General features: G+C 44.9%; 18 protein-coding genes. 1 reads left to right on the top strand and 17 read right to left on the bottom strand.

Annotation, left to right across the window (positions count from 1 at the left end):
• Nucleotides 1–45 precede the first annotated feature (45 nt).
• The 7 genes from WA381_RS08530 to lrp all read right to left on the bottom strand — a co-directional run bounded on the left by WA381_RS08530 (nt 46) and on the right by lrp (nt 10,924).
• Nucleotides 46–2,952, bottom strand: coding sequence for a TonB-dependent receptor plug domain-containing protein (locus WA381_RS08530; protein WP_049588242.1), 2,907 nt, complete (start codon nt 2,950–2,952; stop codon nt 46–48).
• A gap of 509 nt (nt 2,953–3,461) precedes the next feature.
• Nucleotides 3,462–4,763 (bottom strand): serine--tRNA ligase, encoded by a 1,302-nt coding sequence (gene serS, locus WA381_RS08525; protein ID WP_069944399.1) that lies wholly within the window; start codon nt 4,761–4,763, stop codon nt 3,462–3,464.
• Between the two features lie 10 nt (nt 4,764–4,773).
• Nucleotides 4,774–5,157 (bottom strand): fluoride efflux transporter CrcB, encoded by a 384-nt coding sequence (gene crcB / locus WA381_RS08520; protein ID WP_014949631.1) that lies wholly within the window; start codon nt 5,155–5,157, stop codon nt 4,774–4,776.
• 72 nt (nt 5,158–5,229) lie between these two features.
• Complete coding sequence (locus WA381_RS08515) at nt 5,230–6,537, bottom strand: replication-associated recombination protein A (protein WP_069944400.1); 1,308 nt, start codon at nt 6,535–6,537, stop codon at nt 5,230–5,232.
• Nucleotides 6,524–7,348 carry an outer membrane lipoprotein chaperone LolA gene (gene lolA, locus WA381_RS08510; protein WP_156086470.1) on the bottom strand — a complete coding sequence of 275 codons (825 nt, stop codon included), beginning with the start codon at nt 7,346–7,348 and terminating at the stop codon, nt 6,524–6,526. The genes WA381_RS08515 and lolA overlap by 14 nt, the downstream gene beginning before the upstream one ends.
• A gap of 16 nt (nt 7,349–7,364) precedes the next feature.
• Nucleotides 7,365–10,154: a DNA translocase FtsK gene (locus tag WA381_RS08505; protein ID WP_156086471.1), complete on the bottom strand. Its 2,790-nt coding sequence runs from the start codon at nt 10,152–10,154 to the stop codon at nt 7,365–7,367.
• A gap of 284 nt (nt 10,155–10,438) precedes the next feature.
• Nucleotides 10,439–10,924 carry a leucine-responsive transcriptional regulator Lrp gene (lrp, locus tag WA381_RS08500; protein WP_014949635.1) on the bottom strand — a complete coding sequence of 162 codons (486 nt, stop codon included), beginning with the start codon at nt 10,922–10,924 and terminating at the stop codon, nt 10,439–10,441.
• Between the two features lie 185 nt (nt 10,925–11,109).
• Between lrp and ald the strand changes: the two genes are divergently transcribed.
• The gene (ald, locus tag WA381_RS08495) at nt 11,110–12,243 is read left to right on the top strand and encodes an alanine dehydrogenase (protein WP_014979403.1); all 1,134 of its coding nucleotides are present in this window, start codon (nt 11,110–11,112) and stop codon (nt 12,241–12,243) included.
• A gap of 115 nt (nt 12,244–12,358) precedes the next feature.
• Here the strand turns inward: ald and pyrF are convergent, their stop codons facing one another.
• The 10 genes from pyrF to gyrA all read right to left on the bottom strand — a co-directional run bounded on the left by pyrF (nt 12,359) and on the right by gyrA (nt 25,407).
• Nucleotides 12,359–13,057: an orotidine-5'-phosphate decarboxylase gene (pyrF, locus tag WA381_RS08490; protein WP_039234640.1), complete on the bottom strand. Its 699-nt coding sequence runs from the start codon at nt 13,055–13,057 to the stop codon at nt 12,359–12,361.
• A 6-nt stretch (nt 13,058–13,063) separates the two neighbouring features.
• Nucleotides 13,064–14,233 carry a lipopolysaccharide assembly protein LapB gene (lapB, locus tag WA381_RS08485; RefSeq protein WP_014949638.1) on the bottom strand — a complete coding sequence of 390 codons (1,170 nt, stop codon included), beginning with the start codon at nt 14,231–14,233 and terminating at the stop codon, nt 13,064–13,066.
• A complete protein-coding gene (locus WA381_RS08480; RefSeq protein WP_014949639.1) occupies nt 14,233–14,490 on the bottom strand; it encodes a LapA family protein in 258 nt (85 codons plus the stop codon). The genes lapB and WA381_RS08480 overlap by 1 nt, the downstream gene beginning before the upstream one ends.
• Before the next feature lie 129 nt (nt 14,491–14,619).
• Nucleotides 14,620–16,962 (bottom strand): PilZ domain-containing protein, encoded by a 2,343-nt coding sequence (locus WA381_RS08475; protein WP_014949640.1) that lies wholly within the window; start codon nt 16,960–16,962, stop codon nt 14,620–14,622.
• Between the two features lie 206 nt (nt 16,963–17,168).
• Entirely contained in the window at nt 17,169–17,456 is a 288-nt protein-coding gene (ihfB, locus tag WA381_RS08470; protein WP_014949641.1) for an integration host factor subunit beta, read from the bottom strand.
• Between the two features lie 76 nt (nt 17,457–17,532).
• Nucleotides 17,533–19,203 (bottom strand): 30S ribosomal protein S1, encoded by a 1,671-nt coding sequence (gene rpsA / locus WA381_RS08465; protein WP_014949642.1) that lies wholly within the window; start codon nt 19,201–19,203, stop codon nt 17,533–17,535.
• A gap of 118 nt (nt 19,204–19,321) precedes the next feature.
• Nucleotides 19,322–19,993 (bottom strand): (d)CMP kinase, encoded by a 672-nt coding sequence (cmk, locus tag WA381_RS08460; protein ID WP_014976668.1) that lies wholly within the window; start codon nt 19,991–19,993, stop codon nt 19,322–19,324.
• A gap of 183 nt (nt 19,994–20,176) precedes the next feature.
• Nucleotides 20,177–21,460: a 3-phosphoshikimate 1-carboxyvinyltransferase gene (aroA, locus tag WA381_RS08455; RefSeq protein ID WP_014976669.1), complete on the bottom strand. Its 1,284-nt coding sequence runs from the start codon at nt 21,458–21,460 to the stop codon at nt 20,177–20,179.
• Between the two features lies 1 nt (nt 21,461).
• On the bottom strand, nt 21,462–22,547 hold the full coding sequence (gene serC, locus WA381_RS08450) for a 3-phosphoserine/phosphohydroxythreonine transaminase (protein ID WP_014949645.1): 1,086 nt from the start codon (nt 22,545–22,547) through the stop codon (nt 21,462–21,464).
• A gap of 145 nt (nt 22,548–22,692) precedes the next feature.
• The gene (gene gyrA, locus WA381_RS08445; RefSeq protein WP_014949646.1) at nt 22,693–25,407 is read right to left on the bottom strand and encodes a DNA topoisomerase (ATP-hydrolyzing) subunit A; all 2,715 of its coding nucleotides are present in this window, start codon (nt 25,405–25,407) and stop codon (nt 22,693–22,695) included.
• Between the last annotated feature and the right edge of the window lie 172 nt (nt 25,408–25,579).

Genomic DNA, 25,579 nt, shown 5'->3' with positions numbered 1-25,579 from the left:
AAGAGCCACCACGTTCACGTGGTGGCTCATCGTTTTAGTTAACGCTTATTCGAAGCGAACAGTAATACCTGCATTCAACCTGCGACCAAGTAGGTCGTATAGCGGATCGAACGTGTAGCCAGGTGGTACTTTATTGAATGCGTTTCTTAAACCCACATATACATCAACATTTTCGTTGTAGGTATATTCAATGCTGAAGTCATGAGTCCAAATACTTCCAACAAACGCTGGAGACACGTCTTCAGGTGAATCCGCACCAGGTGAAACGTCAAATAGCGCAGAACGATCAATAAAGCGGCTCGTATAGTTGAAGTTCCACTCATCAATACGGTAGTCAACGATGGTTCTGAATTGATACTCAGGGTCGCCAACTTCGCCCACTTCTACGTTAATCTCATCTGGACGGTCTTGGAAAGCGTATTCTTCAAGTTCGTTAACTTTGTTCCCTTGAAGGTTTAAGCGAAGCTCACCCGGTAGACCTAAATCGCTGAGCTCAGTAGTATATCGGATCTGAAACTCAACACCCGATGTTTTAAGTGCAGAGGCATTAATAAAGCCAGAGCGTACAACTTCAACATCGTTATTTTCGTCGCGGTCAATCTGAGAGCAGAACCCTGCATCAGGACCACCTGAAGCATCCACACAGTTATCGAGAATATCTTGTGCACCGACTTCTGTGATCGCATCTTCAATCTCAATGTCATAGAAATCAACCGTGACAGAGAAGTTTTCTAAGAACTCCGGTGTCCATACAATGCCTATCGTTCTCGACTCACTGCCTTCAGAGAAAAGGTCAGGATTACCGCCTGAGACTGTCTCGATACTTACGTTATCATTTGCTTCAAAACCAGCAGGAATACCCAGTGCTAGACAATTTGCGGCGCGATCTGGATCATCGTTAATATTGTCGGCGTCACACGGGTCATTGATGTTTGCAAAGCCTGGCGATTGAGGAGAAAATGCTTCGTCAACATTAGGAGCACGAACAGCTTCACCTACGGTACCGCGGATTCGCACATCTTCAATTGGAGCCCACATAAAGCCAACTTGCCACGCATCCGCATTACCCGCGTGTGAATAGTCCGCTGTGCGATATGCCGCATCTAATGATAGTTCCTTAGCCAGCATAACGTCACTAAGAAGAGGTAAGCGAAGCTCAATAAAGAACTCACTCACATCATAGCCACCAAAGGAGTCTGGCGTAGCAGCGTTGGTAAAGACCCCTTGTTTTGTTAATTCATCGGTCGTTGTCTCAACGTCTTCTTCACGATATTCGTAACCTAACGCAATACCTAATGGCCCACCAGGAAGTTCGAACCACTGACCTGAATCGAACGAAAGTGTTCCACCAACCATCTCTTGAGTGATTTCATCTTCTCGTTGAACATCACCAGCTATAAAGTCGGCAGATGCTGCACTTGCTTGACCAAAACCAAATGGATTAAATGGTGCGCAGTTTTCCGGGTTTACTAACGCTGGGTCTTCATAGTCTTCCCCTTGAAGCGCTGGAACTTGGCTGCGGCACGCCGCTTGCCCTGTTTCAGGATCAATGACCGAATCAAGCGCAGCCAGGAAATTTGTAGGAATTAAATCATTTAGCGTACGACGTACATTCGATACTTCGCCGCGAGTGTAGTAAACATCGTAGTCGAAATCAGTATCACTCAGAGTAAAGTACCCTTCAAAGCCACCGATGAAGCGAAACAGCTCACGATCGTTAGACGCTGTTCGGTTACCAATATCGGTGAAGAAACGCGACATTTCAACCACTGATTGACCGCCATCAAGAAGGCGTGAGCGAGTAGACTCATCTAAGAATGCATTATCTTCTACATCAACGAAAATACCACCAAAACGGAAAGACGGCTGGAATTGCTGCTCAATTTTCTTATCTACGTGTTTGACGTCACCGTAAAAGCGAATGTTGTCTGTGATGTCATAGCGGAACGTACTTGCTAGGGTAACTGTTTCTTGATCAGGAATGTAGTTAACGTAATCTTCGCCGAAGAAAACAGAATCGTAACGTTGATCGAAACTACCAAAAGCGAAGCTATTATTTTCCAAGCGACTTACTTGATCCATCGGCGAACCGTCTGGCATAAATGTAATCCGAGGACCACCACCAAATGGATTAATTACGCCAAACTGGTTAATCATTTCTGAACCAACAAATGGAACGCGTAGTCTATCTGCAATACCATCGTTTTCACCAGTATCTAGAGGGTTTACAATAGTACCCCATGCAGCGGCCTGTTGAAGGTCAGGCTCCATAACTTGGTTAATGTTATTTTTTTCAGCGAAAAAGGTGATATTGCCTTTTCCATCATCGGTAGTGTGACCGTATAATGCACTAAAATTATTGGTTCTATTTCCAACACCTTCTAGGTCAGTGGTGCCATCAAATCTGAACTCAAGGCCCTCATAGTCGTCTCTAAGGATAACGTTGATAACCCCTGATACAGCATCAGAACCATAAATAGCTGACGCGCCACCAGTAATTACTTCAATTCGCTCAATCATAGCGGCAGGTATAGAACCTGTGTCTACCGCATTAGAAAACGGTGAACCTGCTACGTGTCGTTTACCATTCACAAGAGTAAGTGTTCTATTTTCACCAAGAGAGCGTAGATCTGGCGAGCTTAGTCCAGCGTTAGCATTGCTATTGTTGTTACCAATTAGAGTAGAGCCTGCGGCTATCGCGGGAAGTTCAGCAAGAATACTACCTAAGTCAGGCGTACCGAAGCGCTTAATTTCTTCTGCGCTCACAGAAACTATTGGCGCGGGCGTAGAAAGCTCTGTTCGCTTAATACGCGAGCCAGTTACTTTGATTTTTTCAACAGATTCTTCATCAACTGGAGTTTCTTGAGCTAAGACAGGATAGGCAAGTGAGCCTACAAGACCAACTAACGCTGCATTTCGCAACGTCCTGGTAATGAGGTTTTTTTTAAACATGTGTGTTCCCTGGAATTTCATGTAAGGGAAAGAGAAATTCCAAGAAGGACATTTCCCTTATCCTCAAACATCAATATTTATTGATATGTAACTTTTCCTAGACGCGATACGAAATACGATTTTTCAATAACTTGCGTCAACCGAAACATTAGCCAAAAGTAGGGGGTATGTAAAGAAATGTAAAGACAGGTAAAGACCTATCTTTGATGATCTTATCTCAATGAAAAATAAAGAATAAATTCTTAATCATCGCAACACATTTACAATTTGAAACATCTTTTTCACAACCAAAAGGCTGATTATGAGCCCATTTAAATATTAGCTATTCATTACATTTTAAACAATTACTCCATTCTCTCATCACAGTATTCTCAGTAATACTTTATGCTAATCAGGTTTACTAATAAAAAAAATCCGACACCTTTCGGATGCCGGATTTTCATTTAAATTCGCTTTGTGCAGTAGTTATCGCTCAACTAAATAAAACTAATCCTTAAAGCTTCTGTACTTTACACGCTAGTCGCTTTGATAACCTCTTGGCCTGCCATGTAAGGCACAAGCGCCTTTGGAATCGTAACGCTTCCATCTGCCTGCTGATTGTTCTCTAAAATAGCTACAAGCGTACGCCCTACCGCTAAACCAGAACCATTCAATGTGTGAAGAAGTTCAGTTTTATTCGTTTCTGGGTTACGGAATCTAGCCTGCATGCGTCGTGCTTGGAAGTCCAACATGTTTGAACATGAAGAAATTTCACGATAGGTATTTTGCGCAGGCAGCCATACTTCAAGATCGTAGGTTTTACATGCACCAAAGCCCATATCACCAGTACAAAGCAACACTTTGCGGTACGGTAATTCTAGCTTTTGAAGAATAACTTCGGCGTGTCCTGTAAGTGCTTCTAGCGCGTCAAAGCTCTCTTCCGGCTTAACTAACTGTACAAGTTCTACCTTGTCGAACTGATGCTGACGAATAAGTCCACGGGTATCTCGACCGTACGAACCAGCTTCTGAGCGGAAGCAAGGCGTATGTGCTGTCATTTTCACAGGCAGTGATTTCGCATCTAATATTTCATCGCGTGCAATATTAGTTAGCGGAACTTCCGCCGTTGGAATTAGGCTAAGCCCCTGTCCTTCTTCAGTTGCTGGCTTGGTGTGAAATAAGTCCTCACCAAATTTAGGCAGCTGACCTGTGCCATAAAGGCTGTCAGCATTAACCAAGTAAGGCACATACATCTCTTGGTAGCCATGTTCTTGTGTATGGGTATCTAGCATGAACTGAGCAATTGCACGATTTAGGCGAGCAATATCGCCGCGCATCACTACAAAGCGGCTTCCCGTAAGCTTACTTGCGGTAGCGAAATCTAAGCCGTTGTTTAAGCCTTCAGCCACATCAACATGATCTTTAACTTCAAAATCAAACGTGCGTGGTTCGCCCCATCGAGAAATCTCAACATTGTCATCTTCGTCTTTACCCGCTGGTACAGACTCGTGTGGCAAATTAGGAATGCCTTGCGTAAGGGTGTTAATTTCTTCCAACAGTTCGCTAAGTTCCGCTTTAGCGGCGTCAAGCTCGTCACCAAGCTTACCCACTTCAGCCAATAGCGGTGCAATATCTTCGCCCTGCGCTTTTGCTTTACCAATGGATTTACTTCGTACGTTACGCTCGTTTTGCAGATCCTGTGTTCTGGACTGAAGTGTTTTTCTTTTTTCTTCAAGCGAACTGAAAGCTGCTACATCGAGGTTAAAACCACGGGCAGCTAATCGCTTAGCTGTTTGTTCTATATCGCTTCGCAAACACTTTGGATCTAACATGTGTTTCTAATTATCCTTTCATCAATTGAATGGCTAGCCAACCTGCTATTAGGCAAGCGCCAACGTTAAGAAATACATTTGCTGCGGCTTTAAGCCACAACCCGTTTTCTAATAAAGTTAAGGTTTCAACGGAAAATGTTGAGAATGTAGTAAAGGCACCTAATAGCCCTACACCGATAAGCGCTCGGTAAGGAGAGTCGCTTAAATCATGACGTTCGATAAAACCGTACAGTAATGCGAGTGCAAACGACCCGACCACATTCACCGTTAGTGTACCAAACGGCATGTGTTTTCCAAATAAGGAATCAACACTTGTGGTAACAAAATAGCGTAAACAGGCGCCGGTCGCACCGCCAGCGGCAATAAAACAATACAAAGCTAACCCTTGAGGCACGAAAACTCCCTAGCGCATTTTTTATTAACTAATTCATATAATCTGAACTAGTTGAGTTACTTGTCTGCAACTTTACCTTTTATTGTTACTTCTCGCATTAAGTGAATCGAGAAATTCACGCTTGGCTTTCAAAGCTTTCTCTAAACCGCGTTCATTAGGGTTATACAAGCGAGTTCCGGTAAGGCTTTCCGGAAAGTAAGTCTCACCCGCGGCAAACGCGTTTGGCTCGTTGTGAGCATAGCGGTAACCATCGCCATGACCGAGCTCTTTCATTAGCGACGTAGGCGCATTGCGTAAATGCATGGGAACAGGTGCATCAGAGGTTTTACGTGCCAATGCTTTTGCTTCGTTAAACGCCATATATACTGCGTTACTTTTTGCAGCTAACGCACAATATACCGCAGCTTGAGCAATAGCGCGCTCGCCCTCTGCAGGCCCTACTCGGTGAAACGTGTCCCAGGCATTAATACAAAGTTGCATTGCTCTTGGGTCTGCATTACCAATGTCTTCAGACGCGATAGCAAGTAAACGTCTTCCTACATACAGCGCGTCTCCCCCGCCATCAAGAATTCTTGCGTACCAGTAAAGGGCTGCGTCTGGATCTGAGCCTCTAACAGATTTATGAAACGCGGAGATTAGATCGTAGAAGGTGTCGCCTTTATTGTCGTAACTAGCAACTTTCTCGCCTACCGCATGGTCAACATCGCTTACGGTTATTTCGTTTGCTCCGGTGAAGTCGGCAGCAAGCTCTAAATAGGTGAGAAGACGACGTGCGTCGCCGCCACTTAAATCGATAAGCGCGTTTCTGGCTGCTTCTTCAATACCAAGGGCTCTGTCACCCAGACCTTTTTCAGTATCGCTTAGCGCTCTATCAATCAATTCAGACAGTGCTTCGTGTTCGAGTGTTTTTAGCACATAAACACGTACACGAGATAAAAGCGCTTTATTTAATTCGAACGAGGGATTCTCTGTCGTTGCGCCAATAAAGGTAACAACGCCAGACTCAACAAATGGAAGAAACGCGTCCTGCTGACTTTTGTTGAATCGGTGTACTTCATCAACAAACAACAAGGTTCGCTGGTTATAACGGGCGTTTTCTTCAGCCGTATCCATGGCGGCTCTGATGTCTTTTACCCCAGAGGTAACCGCAGAAATACGCAATACAGATGCGTTGGTGTATTGAGCAATGAGTTCAGCAAGGGTAGTTTTACCGGTACCGGGCGGCCCCCACAAAATCATAGAATGACAGTGACCCGCCTCTAACATTTTACGTAGAGGCTTACCTTCGCCAAGTAAGTGTTCTTGACCGCTGTACTGCTCTATGGTGACTGGGCGCATTCGCGCCGCGAGGGGCGCGAAATCTTGATTAACGCTGGTCATCAATTATGAAGCTGTCTGGAATATCAACTGAGAACGTATCAGCGGGCACTGGAAAACGCGTTTCAATATTACTGAACACCAAAGTGCTGATTTGCTGTTGCGCATCGAGCATATTAAGCGAAGCGAGTTCACTGTCTTGGTTAAAGGTTAATGTAAGCGTTGCGATTTGGCCGCCTTGTTCTTTAGGCGTGATTTGGTAGCTTTTTGTTGCGCTCACACCATTGATGTTGTCTGCCGCGCCATTTTCACGTGTTACGGCCGATGAACCGCTATTTAATTGACTGATAGAGAACTTTGACCACGTTGCTTCATCTGTCGATGTAAGCAAAACAATAGGGTTATCTTTAATCGCATTGTCTTGAGATAGGACTGTTACCTGCTCTACGAAGGTATCCACATTCCAAACCGCTTCGCCATCGGCAACCAAAAGGGTTTCATCAGGAAACGTTGTTTCCCAGCGAAGCTTATTAGGGCGGGTCATGGTCAGCGTGCCTTGTGCTTCGTGAACGACATTTTGCTGTGCATCGACTACTGTCTGCGCAAAGCTTGCACGAAACTGCTTCATATTGCTTAACAAAGCCTGCAGTGAAGTACTCGCAGAATCTTTGATAAGCGATGAAGTTTTAGGCTGACTAGTGTTTACTGTGGCATTAGCCTGAATAGCGTCATGAGCACTGACAACCTCGTGAGCATTGTTGTTGCCTATATTTGAACCTGTTGTATCTAATTCTACCGCAGCGTTAGCAGCAGTCATTGCTGTACCTGCCGTTACCAATGCACTCACAAAATAAACCGAAACTGCTTTATTCATTTATTCAATCCATTCGTTATTCTTTGTGGGGCGGCGGTGCAAGAACCTCACGGTTCCCGTTATGCCCCTGTGCACTTACGACACCACTCATTTCCATTTGTTCAACCAAGCGCGCAGCCCGATTGTAACCAATTCTAAACTTACGCTGCACACTCGACACACTAGCTCGACGTGTTTCAGTAACAAACGCCACGGCTTCATCATAGAAGGCATCAAATTCTTGATCCTCACCCTCAGGCTGTTCGCCTGGCAGTAAGACTTCAGCCGTCGCTTCGCCATTCAGGATCTCATCAATGTATTCAGGCTCACCACGTTTCTGCCAGTCTGCAACTACAGCATGTACTTCGTGATCATCCACAAATGCACCGTGAACACGGGTTGGCACAGGGCTACCAGGAGGCAGATAAAGCATGTCACCCATCCCTAGCAAAGTTTCTGCGCCTTGTTGGTCTAGAATGGTTCTTGAGTCTATTTTACTAGAAACTTGGAATGCACAACGGGTTGGAATGTTGGCCTTGATCAGACCTGTAATAACATCTACAGATGGACGCTGTGTGGCAAGGATAAGATGGATGCCCGCAGCACGTGCTTTCTGCGCGATACGTGCAATAAGCTCTTCTACTTTTTTGCCCACTATCATCATCATGTCGGCAAATTCATCGACCACTACCACGATAGCAGGAAGTTTGGCTAAGTCAGGCGCTTCAGCATCCATACTTTCTTCATTCTTCCACAGTGGGTCCTTTATTGGTGTGCCATTAGCAATAGCTTCTTCTACTTTCGCGTTATAGCCCTTTAGGTTACGCACGCCAAGAGCGCTCATTAGACGATAACGACGCTCCATCTCACCCACGCACCAACGAAGGGCATTGGCGGCTTCTTTCATGTCGGTAACCACTTCAGCAAGCAAGTGAGGTATGCCTTCATAAACGGAAAGCTCAAGCATTTTCGGGTCAATCATGATCATGCGAACATCTTCTGGCGTGCTCTTATAAAGCAAACTAAGAATCATAACGTTCACACCTACAGATTTACCTGAACCTGTAGTACCCGCAACCAAAAGGTGAGGCATTTTGGCTAAATCGACCACCACTGGCTGACCTGAAATATCAGCGCCCAACACCATGGTTAATGGTGATTTATTAGACTGAAAAGTATCGCAGCTAATAACTTCGCTCAGCCGCACCATTTCACGTTTTTTATTCGGCAGTTCTAAGCCAATTACTGACTTACCCGGAATAACTTCCACTACACGCACCGAGATAGCTGACATAGCGCGGGCTAAGTCTTTCGACAGTCCTGAGATCTTGCTCACTTTTACCCCAGGTGCTAAATCAAGCTCAAACCGGGTAATAACAGGGCCTGGGAACACGCCAACCACCGTCGCTTCAATGTTAAAGTCAGCCAGTTTTTCCTCTACCAAACGAGAAATACCTTCAATCTCTTCTGGCGTAAGCGGGTTTTCATGTTTGTCGGCACGTTCAAGTAAATCAAAGGACGGCATAGGTGGTAAATCAGGATCTAACTCACCTGCCCTCGCCTTCACGGGTTTGGCACCTAGTGCAGCAGGCGTAAATGCTTGGTTAGCACCTTGACTCGCTCCCTGAGTTTCAACAGTTTGCGACTGTAGCGTTTCCGTATTTGGTTCGCTACCTTCAACAGATGGCGCGCTGTTATTTGCAGAAGTTATTGGCTTGCTTCCAGTTTCGTAAGGCAAGTCTTCATCAAACTCTTCTAAGTCGTCGAAGTTAATATGCGGACTTTGCTGCGCTTGGTGTTTATGCTCATGTTGACTGCTATCATCTTCTGACTGAACTGAGTCATCTTGGCTCGATTTACCCAAACCCACTTTGTCTTTAAAGCTACCAGTAACCGCACTACGCATACCTGACAATGAGAACGACGACTTTTTCGTCTCAGCTACATCTGCACTTGATGTCGCATCGTCTTCCTCGGCGTTGACAGTATCGTTGGGATTAGATTGAACAGACTTGTCTCCGTCATAGGTATAAAACGGCGGTTCATCATCTACATCGTCAATGCCAAAGGTAGGCTCACTGCGTGATGGCGTAGTTTTCTGTGTCTGTGATGGTTTTGTCTGTGCAGTAGAAGCCAAAGGTTCAGCGCGCATACTAGTAATATCTAGCTCTGCACCTTCGTCGCCACTTTGATTAGACGATTTGTTAGCTAGGGCTAGTCGCGGCATTTCAAATGCTAACAAACTCTGAGGTGCTGAAAGAGTCTTACGTCCTAACCACAGCGTACCTTCACCTAACCTGTCGATAATAGTGAGCCAGCTAATACCAGTTAGTAAGGTAAAGCCCGTACAGAAGAAACAAAGAAGTAGCAAAATTGTGCCAGCTGTATTGAAGTAAGGCACTAGCGCTGAACTAATTACGTCGCCAACAAAACCGCCGGCTGAAAAGTTGTAGATGTCGTCAAAATTTATACTGGCGATGCCCGTTGCACCGAGGGCCATCAACAGCCCACCGATAATTCTTAATCCAATAGTAAGGTAATCGAATTCATCGAGTTCTTTAATGTGTTGGAATAGAAACCACCCTAAGAAGGCGGAGCCGAAAGGCAGCAAATACGCTAAAAAACCAAATGAGAATAGCAGAAGATCAGCGACCCACGCCCCTGTTGCTCCAACCCAGTTGTGAACGTCGAGTTGTAATCCAGCCTGACTCCAACCTGGGTCTCCTGGATGAAAAGATGCTAGTGCCAGCAATAAGAAGAAGGCGAAAACACAGGCGATAATCATACCTGCTTCCCACACTCGCTGAACCCCTGTTAATCGCGCCATAACCCTAAAAAACCTTCAATTTCCATCGCATGTATTACCGCAGATAGCTTTTTACGCTATGCGGTAACCGCAGTACTAACCGCAACAAAGAGCTTAGCGAACTCTTTGCTATTCCTACATAATTATTATTGATTTACTTTTTGGTAAGTTACTGAGCGTACAACTGAATTAATACACCCATCCCCTACCCTGTGCTTTAGTGTGCTGTTAATCCTTTGGTAAAACACAAACACTGTATTTTTGCACAGCCTACCACAAAACCACGCTATTGAGCCACGCTTTCATTACTTCAAATTAATGCGCAGCGACGATGTACTTTTTACTTCTTCCATCACAACGTACGTACGCGACTCACTTACTCCGGGCAAGCGCAGTAAAGTATCACCTAATAATTTCCTATAACTTCCCATATCTGCAACGCGTGCTTTAAGAAGGAAGTCAAAATCTCCGGACACCAGGTGACATTCTTGTATATCGTCATGCAGTTTTACCGCAGCAGAAAATTCTGCAAAGATATCTACCGATGTTTTCGTTAACGTAATCTCTACGAACACAAGCATAGCTGCGCCGAGCTTTTCTGGGTCAACGACAGCATGATATCCTTTTATATAGCCCTGAGCCTCCAGCCTCTTAACTCTCTCAAGACAAGGGCTGGGGCTTAATCCCACTTCTTTAGCAAGTTCGACGTTTGATATACGCCCGTTTTTCTGTAACTGTACCAGGATATTCCTGTCTATTCGGTCTAGGTGTTTTGGTGTCTTTACCAGCATATAAAATATCTTAAAAGCATCTTTTAGGAGAATTATATGCTACAAACGCCCATTCTTCAGCAGATAGTTCGTTTTTTTATCACGTATACTCCGCAAATATGTTCACGTGCTTCAAAGCCGAACACTATTTATCAAAAGTTCAACCAGAGCCGCTTAGAAGCTCACTATAAGATTGAGGACTATACATGTTAGTTGGTGTACCAAAAGAAATTAAGAACCACGAATACCGTGTTGGCTTGACGCCAGCAGCTGTAAAAGAGTTTGTTAGCCACGGTCACAGCGTTTTAGTAGAAACTAACGCAGGTGACGCAATAGGTTTCACTAACGAAATGTATGTCGAAGCAGGCGCAGCCATTGCATCAACGGCTGAGCAAGTGTTTGCTGAAGCAGAAATGATCGTAAAAGTTAAAGAGCCTCAGCCTAACGAGTGCAAAATGCTTCGTAAAGGCCAGACACTATACACCTACCTACATTTAGCGCCTGATCCTACGCAAACAAAGCTGCTTGTGGAATCTGGTGCAACTTGTATCGCATATGAAACAGTGACTGACGACCGCGGTGGGCTTCCACTACTAGCACCAATGAGTGAAGTAGCTGGCCGTATGTCGGTTCAAGCTGGCGCGCACTACCTTGAAAAAGCACACGGCGGTAGCGGTACACTTCTTGGTGGCGTTCCGGGTGTAGCACCAGGTAAAGTACTGGTTATCGGCGGTGGTGTTGTTGGTACTAACGCAGCAAAAATGGCACTAGGCCTTGGTGCTGACGTTACTATTCTTGACCGCTCGCTTCCTCGTCTTCGTCAAATCGATGATATCTTTAACGGACAAGTAAAAACGGTTTACTCTACCGTTGACGCTATCGAGCACTACTCTTCAAAAGCTGACCTTGTTGTTGGTGCGGTACTAATTCCTGGTGCAGCAGCTCCGAAGCTTCTTACTCGCGAACAAATTAAGGCAATGAAACCTGGTTCAGTGCTTGTCGATGTTGCTATCGACCAAGGTGGATGCTTTGAAACATCGAAAGCGACCACACACCAAGACCCTGTTTATGTTGTTGACGATGTAGTTCACTACTGTGTTGCAAACATGCCTGGTGGCGTTGCGCGTACTTCTACGATGGCACTTAACAATGCCACATTGCCATTTGGTCTAGCCTTAGCTAACAAAGGACCAGCGAAAGCAATGCTAGAAGACAAGCATTTGCTTAACGGCCTAAACGTGCACGAAGGTAAGGTAACGTACAAAGCTGTGGTTGACGCGCTAGGTGAAGAACTAGGCCTTACCTATACACCAGCTGAAGTAGCGCTTAAAGGCGAATAATTTCTAAAGATTAGTCTCGGGTAGGGCTGTGGCCATACCCTTGAATAAGAATATCGGAATAAAAAAGCTCGGTATGTGAACATCACATCCGAGCTTTTTTGTATTTGAAATAAGTCTAACCGTTTATTGATGCGTTTACTGCTTTCAGTACGGCAATAGGGTCTTCCGCTTTAGTGATAGGTCTTCCCATAACTAAATAGCTCACGCCAGCTTTCATAGCATCGGGAGGCGTCATGACGCGCTTTTGATCACCAGCATCTGCGCCTACTGGGCGAATACCTGGTGTAACTAGCAGAAAATCGTCGCTGTGTTTTTCGCGTAATGCGCTGGCTTCCTGTGCCGAGCAGACAATGCCGTCTAATCCTGCTTTTTCTGTTAGTGCCGCCAGACGCAGCACTTGTTGCTCTGGTGTCACACCGCTTACTACATCCGCCAACTGCGCTTCATCCATGCTGGTAAGAACGGTAACCGCAATAAGTTTAGTTTGAGGGTTGCTGCTTGTTGCAATCGCCTCTTTAGCTGCTTGCATCATAGGTAGGCCGCCCGATGCATGTACGTTTACCATCCATACACCCAGCTCCGCCGCTGCTTTACACGCTTTCGCTACAGTATTTGGAATGTCATGGAATTTGAGATCTAAGAAAACGTCAAAGCCTTTAGCGATTAGCGCTTTTACGAACTCCGGTCCAAATAAGGTGAACATCTCCTTGCCCACTTTTAGCTTGCACAAGCTTGAATCTAATTTATCAACAAACGCCAATGCAGTGTCTTTATTGTCATAGTCTAATGCAACAATAACGCGTGGGTCATGCATGTTCTTTTATTCTCCGTCTAGCCCTTTGATAGGTTTTACTACGCCCCACTTTTTACAGCTAGGACATAACCAATATAATTTTCGACCGGAAAAGCCACAGCTGCCACAGCGGTATTTAGGGCGCTGCAACATTTGCTTTTCCACCAATTCTTTAAGTAAGCGTAAGCTATCAGCCGTGGTTTTATCTGAAAGCTGGTCAATGTAAAGCCCCATAAGGGTTTTAAAGCCGCGCATAGTCGGGCGTTTGCGAAGTTGCTCAAGTAAGTATTCAGCCGCCTGTGCCGTTTCACCGCGCTTCATAAGCACATCAACCATGGCTAAATAGGACGTAGCACACTCTTGCCAGTGCGCTTCTAAGTTCTTCTGAAAACTTTCCCAGTCGTCAGTTTCTTCAGCAATTTTTTCCAAACTAGGTACGGCTTCGCTGAACCAGTTGATATCGCGTTCGGCCACTTGCGTAAAGTACGCGTTGGCATCAGTAAAGCGTTTTTGATCAAGCGCTATATCACCTAACATAAGCCACGGCCTAACCGCATGTTCGTCGGCGTTTACCGCTTTTTGTAATAAGGTCAATGCCGCCCCTTGGCTATCGTTCTTTAACTCAACCGATGCTTGTTCACAATAAAAGTGTGCAAGGCGTTCGCACAAATCATCATTGTCACCATGACACTGCACCATACGTTCGGCTAATTCGATGGCTCTTTCCCACTCTTTCGTGGTCTGGTAGATACTGAAAAGTTGCTGTTGAGCTACAAGGTAGTGTTTATCGCTGTTAAGCAGTTGAAGAAAAGCATTTTCAGCACGCTCTAGAAAGCCCGCTTGTGTGTAGTCGTGACCAAGCTCCCTCAGAGCATTTTCTCGTTGAGCCGGCTGGAGCTCATCACGGCTAACTAAATTCTGGTGGACTTTAATTGCGCGGTCTATTTCGCCTCGGTGACGGAAAAAGCTCCCCATCGCGATATGCGTCTCTACTGTATCGCTATTCACGTTAATCATTTTGATTAGCGTATCGACTGCTTTATCAGGTTGGTCTGAAAGAAGGAAGTTTAGCCCCTTGTAATAATGCTTAGATAGAATGCTAGACTGCTTTCGCTGCGCTTGACGGACACTATTTCGACCCATTATCCAGCCGTAACCTGCCGCAACAGGCAAAAGGAGAAACAGCAGTTCGAGCATTAGTGTTCTTGTTCCAGACTCTGTATTTTAGACTGCGCAGACATCAGCTGAACACGCAATTTTAGCCAGCTCATTAGCATTACCAAAATACCAATACCAACGCCTATTGAAAGTGTTATCGCTATTAACGTTGATAAGCGAAGATTCGCCTGAGCAATTAAATAATTAACTGTTACTTGTGCTTCATTTTGAGAGCCAATGACAAACGCGATCGCGAGCAGCACCAAAATGATAAGAAACGTTAGGATCCCTTTCAACACTCAACCCTTTTTTGTTGATTTATTTACAAGAATAGCAAAATGCGAAAAGAGATAACACTAAAAGCGTAAGTGAAATGATGTTATACCAATCTGCATCGATAATTGCCCATTCAGAAGGCTCTGGCATTAAGCCGCACCTTCGCTTTCTAGATCCTGTCGTTGGGGTTTGGCAATAAGATTGTCTACCACTAAATCGTGGTGAAGGGCTGACATATTAGTAATAAAAATACAGTGTGTATAACCCGCCTGCATCGTTTCGAGCTTGTCATACATGGCTTTGTCTAGCTTTGATAGCTGGGCAAGACGCTTCTTAGTTAACGGCGTTATCGCACCGTGACATCGAATAGCAGTGACATCTGTGGCGCTGAGATGTATTTTTTCTTCATCTAACTGAGTTTTTATCTGTGTTCGCAACTTAGAAAAAAGGAAGTCGCGTTCTTTTATATACACTAAGCGGCTATCGCTCTTTCTAACGCAGTGAACCACTAACGCTTGTTCAGATGTTTCTTTAAACATCGCCTCTAGAATTTGTGACTTGGGCTTAGCCTGCCCTTTGTCTGCAAAAAAGCCGTGCAATGGGATAATATTTTGAGTGCGCGAAAAAGGATAAAGATCATCAGATGCGTCACTTTGATACACCGTTTTGAGCCTGTCTAACGTAAAGCGGTTCATCACACATAGTACCGATAAAGACGGCATATGCCTAACCGCCAATTCCCAGATATAACGGTGAGTTGAGCGTTGAATACGCGCAATATCTCTTACTTTGAAATACGCGGTATTTTCTTCAACCATATGATCGACGCTCGAGCTCACTTTAGCCTTACGTGTATCTTCAACAAGACACAACCTCACCACGCCCGTTTCCGCTTGGTAGTGCACAACCTTATATTTTTCACCTTTAATTTTCAGTTCCGGTACTGAAACACGAATTTCCTTTTGTAGCTCACTTTTCGGTGCAACGATTAACTTCATCCCGCTTGCACTTAGATCAGCAACCCGCGCATCAATCGATGTCAGCAGTCCAACTTTAATAGAGGCAGGTTTATCAATAACGTAACGTGTCTCACTACGTCTATCTAAATCCTCTTCCATTACATAATCAATTCGCCAATTATTGCCGCTAGCCCTCAAGGTTTTTGACAAGGGTTTGAAATCGCATTTTGCTGAAAGGGTCAGATTAGTAAGATAAGCAGACACGTCTTTACAGTAAAGAACATGGGAGATCTGCGCCAGTTGCTCAAATTCTTTACTGGCAATATCGTGAATAGCAAACGCTTTTTGTTTATCTTCTCGCGTCACGCTATCAAGTCGACAATGGGTACAGATGAAGTCGCCACTTTTGGCAAGAAGATAAACCAACGCGTTAAGCTGTTTTAATGCCAGCAGTTGTCTATGCGTCGCTGTTATTTGAACGTTACCATTTTTGGTTTTGATGTTGCCATGAAAGACATAAGCTTCATTATACTTGCGCAGCTCGTCAACTAACGTCGCGAAGATAGGCTTATCTTGTAGGCTAGCCAAGAGTTTTTCGGCGTCGTTATGCTCGACATTGGCTTTGGTAAACAGGGCAATAATGGGCTTAAGCGACTTCTTCTCTGGCGCGAGAAACACGGGCAACCACGGGCTATTTTCAAGTATTCGGTCGCGTTCTAGTTCTTGCATGGCGCGTTCTATTTCTAAATCACGCTGCAAAGGCTGTTTATACGCGGTAATCGCTACATATCGTTTAAGGGTTGCAAGAAAGCCTTTATCCACGTCGTCTTGAAAAACAAACGATGTCTCATACTTCCCTAAGTGCTTGTTGTATTTTACCGACTCTAGTTCAAGTGTTATTTCAGTCGGTTCTTTAGTAAGTCCTTTAACTTCAGGAATAGTGAACGTAATAATGTCACCAGTAGAAGCGTTCGGTGGCCTTTTCGTTTCAAGAGCAATGCCTTTGTGTGACATCGAACTGATTGAACAATGACGGCCTTTCTCAAAATCGGGGGAAGAAATAGTAAAATTTGGGCGAATTGCGATGTCATCGCCGAAATCTATATCAGTAAATGATTGGCTTTCAACATTAAAAGCATCGACAATTTTTTTGAACTGTTCTTTTTTTATTTGGTTTTGGTAGAAGTCTGAGTTCATTACTGACTCAAACACGCCTACCGTATATCTGTCTTGATAAAGCGATGTTTCGTTTTTGAGTATCTGCGCGCCGACTTTATCAAGGCGCATTTGAACCCCGAAGTGCTTGAATTTCATGACGGGGAATTGAGCAAAGGCAGAGTTATCAGCAGGTGCGTCGGTTAACGACGTTAATCGAACAACCTCCTCTTTTACTACTTTTCGAACACTACTAGGTAGACGCTTCGAAAACTTGTTAATTCCTTCTAACAGCTTGTTTTGTTGTTCATAAGGAATTAACGCGCGAATGAGCGGCTGGTATTGTTTTATTATTGCTTGTTCGTCGCCGGCTGACATTACTTCTATGAATACCGTTTATTATTATTTGAACAATATATAACCCTATTCAAGTTGGGGTCAATAGGTATCAAAAATTAAACGAAAGTATATCAGCAATAACGAGCGTCTTATTTTAGCTAAGGCAAATAGACTATTGAATTTTGCTAAATAACAATAAGGCAGCAGACACAAAAAAGCCGCTTTTCAGCGGCTTTTAAAATGCATTATGCGATTGAGGCGTCTACCCTTTCGCGAAGTTCTTTACCAGGCTTAAAGTGCGGTACATATTTACCGTCAAGTTTCACTGTCTCACCCGTTTTTGGGTTTCTACCTACGCGTGGAGCGCGGTAGTGAAGAGAGAAACTGCCAAAACCTCTAATTTCAATACGCTCACCCTTTTGAAGAGTTTGTGCCATTTGCTCTAGAAGTTCTTTTATCGCCAGTTCGAGTTCCTTCGCCGGAATATGACGCGCTTGATCCGCGAGCCGTTCAATTAATTCAGACTTGGTCATGCTTAACCTCATTGTCAATATTATTGTTTAAACAGCTATCGCGAATTGGGTGTGCATCTGCACACCCACAAAAGCATTATTCGCCTTTAGCAGCTTTAAATGCTTCTGCCATCGCGTTAGCGAAACCAACATCTTCTTGCTGGTTAACTTTATCGATAGCTTCTTTTTCGTCAGCCTGATCTTTCGCTTTAACAGATAGGTTAACAGTGCGGTTCTTACGGTCAACGCCCATGAACTTCGCTTCGATGCTATCACCAACGCTTGCTACTTCTGTTGCGTCTTCAACACGCTCTACAGCAAGATCTGCAACGCGGATGTAGCCGTCAACTTCTTCAGCTAGGTTTACAGTAACGCCTTTCGCATCAACTGCTGTTACTGTACCAGTAACGATAGCACCTTTCTTGTTATCTGTCAGATACTTGTTGAAAGGATCTTCTTCGATTTGCTTAACGCCAAGAGAGATACGCTCACGCTCTGGGTCGACTTGAAGTACAACTGCAGAGATTTCGTCGCCTTTCTTGTAGTCGCGAACCGCGTCTTCACCAGACTTGTTCCAGCTGATGTCAGAAAGGTGAACTAGACCGTCGATGCCGCCGTCAAGACCGATGAAGATACCGAAGTCAGTGATTGACTTGATCTTACCAGACACTTTGTCACCTTTTTCGTGTGACTCAGCAAATGTTTCCCAAGGGTTAGCAATGCACTGCTTAAGACCTAGAGAAATACGACGACGCTCTTCGTCAATTTCAAGAACCATTACATCTACAGTGTCACCTAGGTTAACAACTTTAGATGGGTGGATGTTCTTGTTAGTCCAATCCATTTCAGAAACGTGAACAAGACCTTCAACGCCGTCTTCGATTTCAACGAAGCAGCCGTAGTCAGTAAGGTTAGTAACCTGACCGTTGATCTTAGTACCTTCTGGGTAACGAGAAGCAATTTCTTGCCATGGATCGTTGCCCATTTGTTTCATGCCAAGAGAAACACGCTGCTTCTCTTTGTCGAACTTAAGTACTTTAACGTTGATTTCGTCACCAACATTCACAATTTCACTTGGGTGCTTAACGCGCTTCCAAGCCATATCAGTGATGTGTAGAAGACCGTCTACGCCACCAAGGTCAACGAACGCACCGTAATCGGTAAGGTTCTTAACGATACCCTTGATTTCATGACCTTCTTCAAGGTTAGCAAGAAGCGTTTCGCGCTCTGCGCTGCTTTCTGCTTCGATAACTGCACGACGAGAAACAACAACGTTGTTACGCTTAGCGTCAAGCTTGATAACTTTAAATTCAAGCTCTTTGCCTTCAAGGTGCGTAGTGTCACGTACTGGACGTACGTCAACAAGAGAACCAGGAAGGAACGCGCGTACACTGTTAACTTCAACAGTGAAACCGCCTTTAACTTTACCGTTGATAACGCCTTTGATAGTAGCTTTATCTTCGTAAGCTTTTTCCAGCTCAACCCACGCTTCGTGACGCTTCGCTTTTTCGCGAGAAAGGATAGTTTCACCGAAACCATCTTCAACTGCATCTAGTGCAACGTCTACTTGGTCACCGATAGCGATTTCTAGTTCGCCTTCAGCGTTCTTAAATTGGTCAGCTGGGATAGCACTTTCTGATTTCAAGCCTGCATCAACAAGAACGATGTCTTTGTCGATAGAAACAACAGTACCTTTTACAATTGAACCAGGACGTGTTTCTAGTTCTTGTAAGCTTTCTTCAAAAAGTTGTGCAAAATTTTCAGTCATAAGTCTCAAATAACTTTTAAGTTGATATCCACGCTTCTTATCCGGATAACGCGGGGTTATTAAAATTAGTCGCCACTTCCTGTAGCAACACTGCTTTGGATGCGATCAGCTCTCGTCATTAAAGGCGTGAGGAAATAATATCCATCGCTTTTTCAAAGACTTGGTCAATATCCAAGTCCGTTGAATCTATAATTACTGCATCTTGTGCCGGTACCAAAGGAGCCACTGCACGTTGTGTATCGCGCTCGTCTCTTGCCTTGATATCGGTTAAAAGGCGCGCAATATTAACATCCATGCCCTTCGCTTTCAACTGGCTATAGCGTCGCTCAGCACGGGCTTCTGCGCTTGCTGTAAGGAAAATCTTTACAGGCGCATCGGGAAATACCACCGTACCCATGTCGCGACCGTCAGCAACAAGACCAGGATCTTGTTGGAAAGCGCGCTGTCTGCGAAGTAATGCTTCGCGAACCCGGGGTAATGCCGCAACTTTTGACGCCACGGCGCCAACTTCTTCGGTGCGAATATCGTCAGTAACGTCTTCGCCTTCTAAGATTATGCGAGTGGTATCGCCATTCGTCTCGAAACTAACATCGAGACCGGTTGCTAGAGGAACAACACATTCTTCATCATCACACGGAAGGTCGTGGTGAAGTGCAGCAACTGCTAATACGCGGTAAATTGCGCCGCTATCTAGAAAGTGCCACCCTAATTTCTTTGCCAGCAAGCTACTTAACGTACCTTTACCAGCACCACTAGGACCGTCAACCGTGACTACGGGTGTGGAATGCATACCTGCTCCATCGTTTAAATTACTAAAAATCGCGCGCAATTATACGCTTTAGTGAGAGATAAGCAATGCCGCCTCTAATTGGCGGCATTGAACATCAGGTTTAACCTGATTCAGATCAATGGGGCAAGTAAGGCGATCACCGGCATTGCCTACCATTATTTATGAGGAATATTTTTTGAGCCTTTACGCGCTATACAGTGTTTTAAAGCGAGTAAAATAGTCTGGGAACGTTTTGCGCGTGCAGCCCGGGTCGTTTATTGTTACCGGCGTATCGCTTAATGCAACAAGCGAGAAGCACATGGCAATGCGATGGTCGTTATACGTGTCTATCTCAGCATGTTTTAGCGAGTCAGTTGGCCATACTTTAATATAGTCATGCCCTTCTTCCACTTTCGCGCCCAACTTTTGAAGCTCGGTGGCCATAGCCGCAAGACGGTCTGTTTCCTTAACACGCCAGTTATAAATATTGGTCATGGTCGTTGGACCTTCAGCAAACAATGCCGTAGTCGCGATGGTCATGGCCGCATCTGGAATATGGTTCATATCCATGTTCACGCCTTTAAGCGGCGCACCGGTTACTTCAACATACTCATCGTTCCAAACCACCGTTGCACCCATGGCCTCAAGTACATCAGCAAAACGAATGTCACCTTGAATGCTGTTCTGGCCAATTCCGGTTACGCGTACCGTTCCACCTTTAATGGCACCGGCTGCAAGGAAGTAAGATGCTGACGATGCATCGCCTTCTACCATAAATTTACCCGGCGCAATATACTTAGCGTCACCAGAAATCGTGAACGTTTGGTAGTTATCATTTTTAACAGTAACGCCAAACTTCGCCATGGTATCTAACGTGATATCGATATAAGGCTTAGAAACCAACTCACCTTTTATGCGAATAGTCACATCGCCAGAAAATAACGGCGCAGCCATTAAAAGGGCTGTTAAAAACTGGCTAGATACACTGCCGTCCACCGACATTTCGCCACCGTTTAAAGTTTTACCTTTAATTTGAAGCGGCGGGAAACCTTCGTTTTTGAGATAGGTTACTTCAGCATCAGCTTCGCGCAGCGCATCCACTAAATCACCAATTGGACGCTCTTCCATGCGTGGTTCACCAGTAAGTACTGTGTCGACATTACTAGCAGCGAGTGCCGCGCATAAAGGACGCATTGCGGTACCGGCATTACCTAAGAAAAGCTCAAGAGGCTCAGCTACGTTGAATGCGCCTCCGTTACCTTGTACAACGCATTGCGTTTTATCTTCGCTTAAGCGATAACTAACACCTAACTTAGTAAGTGCATTGAGCATATGCTCAATATCTTCGCTATCAAGTAAGTTAGTTAATTCAGTTTCACCTTCAGCTAACGCGGCTAGCAGTAGTGCGCGGTTAGACAGACTTTTTGAGCCAGGTACATTGACCTCTCCCGATACTTTTGCAATCGGGTCTAATGTTAACTGCTCCATTTTATCCATTCACTCTTTCAAATTCGCGCATAAATTCAACTAGCGCAACAATGCCCTCTACTGGCATTGCATTATAAATACTGGCACGCATGCCCCCTACTGAACGATGCCCTTTAAGAGCAAGTAACCCTGCTTCTTGTGACTGTTTAAGGAACAATCCGTCAAGTTCAGCATTGGCTAAATGAAACGGCACGTTCATTTTTGAACGGTTGTCAGGGTGAACTTTACTTGAATAGAAGTCAGAGCTGTCGATAGCTGAATACAATAACGCCGCTTTTTCAGCATTGCGTTTAGCCATAGCGTCAACGCCGCCCATATCTTTAAGCCATTCAAATACAAGCCCCGCTAAGTACCAAGAGAACGTTGGCGGTGTGTTGTACATAGAGTCAGACTTTGCCGCTAGTGCATAATCGAAGATAGAGGGCGTTTCTTTACGTGCTTTGCCAACCAGATCTTCGCGAACAATAACAACTGATAAGCCGCTTGGGCCGATATTCTTTTGTGCGCCAGCGTATATAACGCCATGTTTTGCTACATCTAACGGCTGAGACAATATAGTCGAAGACATATCAGAAACCAGCGGAACCTTGCCCGACTCTGGTAGCCAATCGAAAGCGATTCCGTCAACGGTTTCATTTGGACAGAAATGGTAATACGCGGCAGATTGATCAATATCGCTCAACTGAGGCTGCGCAACGTAGTGACAGCCGTCTTTTTCAGACACTTCACCCACCACTTTGGCGTGGTTGTATTTGTTTGCTTCGTCAACGGCACCTTTAGACCAAGAACCGCTGACTAGGTGAAGACTGGTATCGTTAGCGTTGGATAAGTTGAGTGGTACAGCGGCAAATTGCCCACGCCCACCACCGTGCGTGAACAGCACATGGTAGTTGGAAGGAATAGACAGCAAGTCTCGTAAATCTTGCTCAGCTTTTGCCGCTATTTCAATGAAGTCTTTACCACGATGGCTTACTTCCATTACAGAGCAGCCTAGATCGCGCCAATTTGTAAATTCTGATTGTGCTTTTTCCATGACTTCTTTTGGAAGCATAGCCGGGCCAGCACTAAAATTAAAAACCTCTTTCATCGCGTTTTTCAACACCTGTAGATAATTACCGTTTAACTCGCTTTGTTTTGAACGTTTTGCGGGTCTATTAGGTAAACAAGCGGCTTAAGCCGCTTGTTTGAAAGAACACTGATAATGCGCAAGTATGAATACCTGCGCCCTATCCCTACTCTTCTGTCGTTGAGCCGTCACCGTCTTCTGCGGTGTTCTCTTGCTCTTGAACAGCAGTTTCTGCTTGTTCTGGCGCATCGTCTGAAATGATTAGGTTACCGTCTTCGTCGAATTCTTGTAACTCTTCCACTTCTTCAATGCGTTGTAAACCTACAACGTGCTCACCTTCTACTGTACGTATTAAGCGAACGCCTTGTGTGTTACGGCCTACTACTGACACTTCGCCTACACGGGTACGAACCAGTGTGCCTTGGTCACTAATAAGCATAATTTCATTGGTTTCGTCTACTTGAACCGCGCCAACCACTTTACCATTACGCTCAGACACCTTAATTGATACAACACCTTGTGTCGCACGGCTCTTCGCAGGGTAATCTTCAAGCGGAGTACGCTTACCGAAACCATTCTCTGTTGCTGTCAGGATTGGGCCGTCGCCTTTAGGAACAATAAGTGATACCACTTTTTGACCATCTTGCAGACGAATACCGCGAACACCTGTGGCTGTTCTTCCCATAGGACGAAGTGCCAGAAGCTCTTCACCCGTCTCTGGGTCACGCTTAACTTCACCGGTTTCGCTGTCGCGAAGCTTCTCGTTGAAGCGAACCACTTTACCTGCATCAGAGAACAACATTATGTCGTCATCACCGTGAGTGATATCAACACCAATCAGCTCATCACCTTCGTTCAGGTTAACGGCGATAATACCGCTTGAACGTGGGCGAGAATATAGGCTCAGGTCAGTCTTTTTAACCGTACCGTTTGCCGTCGCCATCAGTACAAACTTGCCTTCTTCAAACTCTTTAATAGGAAGAATAGCAGTAATACGTTCGTTCTCTTCAAGCGGTAGGATGTTAACAATTGGGCGTCCGCGCGCGTTACGGCTAGCAAACGGCAACTGATATACTTTCAACCAGTACAAGCGACCACGGGTTGAGAAGCAAAGTATGTGATCGTGGGTATTAGCTACCAATAATCTTTCGATGAAATCTTCATCTTTCATCTTGGTTGCTGATTTACCACGGCCACCACGACGCTGTGCTTCGTAGTCTGTAAGCTTTTGATATTTCACATAACCTTCGCGAGAAAGCGTTACTACAACATCTTCTTGCTCTATAAGATCTTCAATATCAATATCGTGACTTGCTGCCGTAATTTCAGTACGACGCTCATCACCAAATTCATCACGTACTTTTTCAAGTTCTTCTTGAATCACTTCCATCAAACGCTCTGGGCTGTTTAGGATGTGAAGAAGTTCTGCGATGATCTCTAGAAGTTGCTTATACTCTTCTAGAATTTTCTCGTGCTCAAGACCTGTTAGCTTGTGTAAGCGAAGGTCAAGAATAGCTTGCGCTTGCTGTTCTGTCAGGTAGTACTTGCCGTCGCGAATACCAAATTCTGGCATTAGCCAATCAGGGCGTGCAGCGTCATCGCCTGCGCGCTCCAGCATTTGCGCTACATCACCTAAGTCCCAACCTTGTGCTACAAGCGATTTCTTGGCGTCTGCTGGGCTTTGTGACGCTTTAATCAACTCGATAATTGGGTCGATGTTCGCAAGCGCTATCGCCAAACCTTCAAGAATGTGAGCGCGGTCACGGGCTTTACGTAATTCAAAAACAGTACGACGTGTTACTACTTCACGGCGGTGAAGAATAAAGCATTCTAGCGTTTCTTTAAGGTTGAATACCTTAGGCTGACCGTTATCAAGCGCAACCATGTTAATACCGAATACCGTTTGAAGCTGGGTATTCGCGTATAAATGATTAAGTAGGACTTCGGCAGATTCGTTGCGTTTAACTTCGATAACAATGCGCATACCGTCTTTATCAGACTCGTCTCGCAGTGCAGAAACGCCTTCGATGCGCTTTTCTTTTACCAGTTCAGCAATCTTTTCAATAAGACGCGCTTTGTTAACCTGGTACGGGATCTCGTTAACAACAATGGTTTCTTTACCGTTGCTGTCAGTTTCAATTTCCGCCTTAGCACGAAGATAAATTTTACCTCGACCTGTGCGATACGCATCTTCAATTCCCTTGCGCCCGCTGATCATCGCCGCCGTTGGGAAATCTGGACCTGGAATGTGTGTCATCAAGTCATCGATGGTAATAGACGGGTCTTGAATTAACGCTACGCAGCCGTTGATTACTTCGGTGAGGTTATGTGGCGGAATATTCGTCGCCATACCAACCGCGATACCCGATGAACCGTTAACAAGAAGGTTAGGAACCTTCGTTGGTAATACTTCAGGAATATGCTCTGTACCATCGTAGTTAGGTACGAAATCTACGGTCTCTTTATCTAAATCGGCAAGTAACTCGTGCGCAATTTTAGCCATGCGAACTTCGGTATAACGCATCGCAGCAGCAGAGTCGCCGTCTACCGATCCGAAGTTACCTTGACCGTCTACTAGCATATAGCGAAGTGAGAACGGTTGGGCCATACGAACAATAGTGTCGTAAACTGCAGAGTCACCGTGAGGGTGATATTTACCAATTACGTCACCCACCACACGGGCAGATTTTTTGTATGGCTTGTTAAAGTCGTTTTTCAGTTCGTTCATTGCGAACAGCACACGACGGTGCACTGGCTTCAAGCCATCTCTTACGTCAGGCAAGGCTCGCCCGACAATAACGCTCATCGCGTAATCAAGGTAAGAGTTCTTTAACTCTTCCTCAATATTAACGGGGAGGATTTCTTTAGCGTTATCAGACATAAACTGCTTAATCCCTTTATCTTGGTTTGTTCTGCGTTATCCAGCACTTCGCTTCACATCATTGTGAAAACAAGGCGTGGGAGCGCACTGTTATTATTATGTGGGTCATAATCGTGCTTCGAGTGTACCACTTGATGACAGAATTATGTAGCGCTTAATTACGCTTATTAAT

This window comes from Alteromonas sp. CH_MED4-4 (assembly GCF_037029575.1).
Classification (GTDB): Bacteria; Pseudomonadota; Gammaproteobacteria; order Enterobacterales; family Alteromonadaceae; genus Alteromonas; species Alteromonas macleodii.
Note: the sequence above shows the minus strand (reverse complement) of the source record. Positions and strands in the feature narration are given on the sequence as shown.

What these genes read in the sequence shown, in the direction of transcription:
- WA381_RS08530 (WP_049588242.1), bottom strand. Translation starts at nt 2,952, where the DNA reads ATGTTTAAAAAAAACCTCATTACCAGGACGTTGCGAAATGCAGCGTTA.
- serS (WP_069944399.1), bottom strand. Translation starts at nt 4,763, where the DNA reads ATGTTAGATCCAAAGTGTTTGCGAAGCGATATAGAACAAACAGCTAAG.
- WA381_RS08515 (WP_069944400.1), bottom strand. Translation starts at nt 6,537, where the DNA reads ATGACCAGCGTTAATCAAGATTTCGCGCCCCTCGCGGCGCGAATGCGC.
- lolA (WP_156086470.1), bottom strand. Translation starts at nt 7,348, where the DNA reads ATGAATAAAGCAGTTTCGGTTTATTTTGTGAGTGCATTGGTAACGGCA.
- WA381_RS08505 (WP_156086471.1), bottom strand. Translation starts at nt 10,154, where the DNA reads ATGGCGCGATTAACAGGGGTTCAGCGAGTGTGGGAAGCAGGTATGATT.
- lrp (WP_014949635.1), bottom strand. Translation starts at nt 10,924, where the DNA reads ATGCTGGTAAAGACACCAAAACACCTAGACCGAATAGACAGGAATATC.
- ald (WP_014979403.1), top strand. Translation starts at nt 11,110, where the DNA reads ATGTTAGTTGGTGTACCAAAAGAAATTAAGAACCACGAATACCGTGTT.
- pyrF (WP_039234640.1), bottom strand. Translation starts at nt 13,057, where the DNA reads ATGCATGACCCACGCGTTATTGTTGCATTAGACTATGACAATAAAGAC.
- lapB (WP_014949638.1), bottom strand. Translation starts at nt 14,233, where the DNA reads ATGCTCGAACTGCTGTTTCTCCTTTTGCCTGTTGCGGCAGGTTACGGC.
- WA381_RS08475 (WP_014949640.1), bottom strand. Translation starts at nt 16,962, where the DNA reads ATGTCAGCCGGCGACGAACAAGCAATAATAAAACAATACCAGCCGCTC.
- ihfB (WP_014949641.1), bottom strand. Translation starts at nt 17,456, where the DNA reads ATGACCAAGTCTGAATTAATTGAACGGCTCGCGGATCAAGCGCGTCAT.
- rpsA (WP_014949642.1), bottom strand. Translation starts at nt 19,203, where the DNA reads ATGACTGAAAATTTTGCACAACTTTTTGAAGAAAGCTTACAAGAACTA.
- cmk (WP_014976668.1), bottom strand. Translation starts at nt 19,993, where the DNA reads ATGCATTCCACACCCGTAGTCACGGTTGACGGTCCTAGTGGTGCTGGT.
- aroA (WP_014976669.1), bottom strand. Translation starts at nt 21,460, where the DNA reads ATGGAGCAGTTAACATTAGACCCGATTGCAAAAGTATCGGGAGAGGTC.
- serC (WP_014949645.1), bottom strand. Translation starts at nt 22,547, where the DNA reads ATGAAAGAGGTTTTTAATTTTAGTGCTGGCCCGGCTATGCTTCCAAAA.
- gyrA (WP_014949646.1), bottom strand. Translation starts at nt 25,407, where the DNA reads ATGTCTGATAACGCTAAAGAAATCCTCCCCGTTAATATTGAGGAAGAG.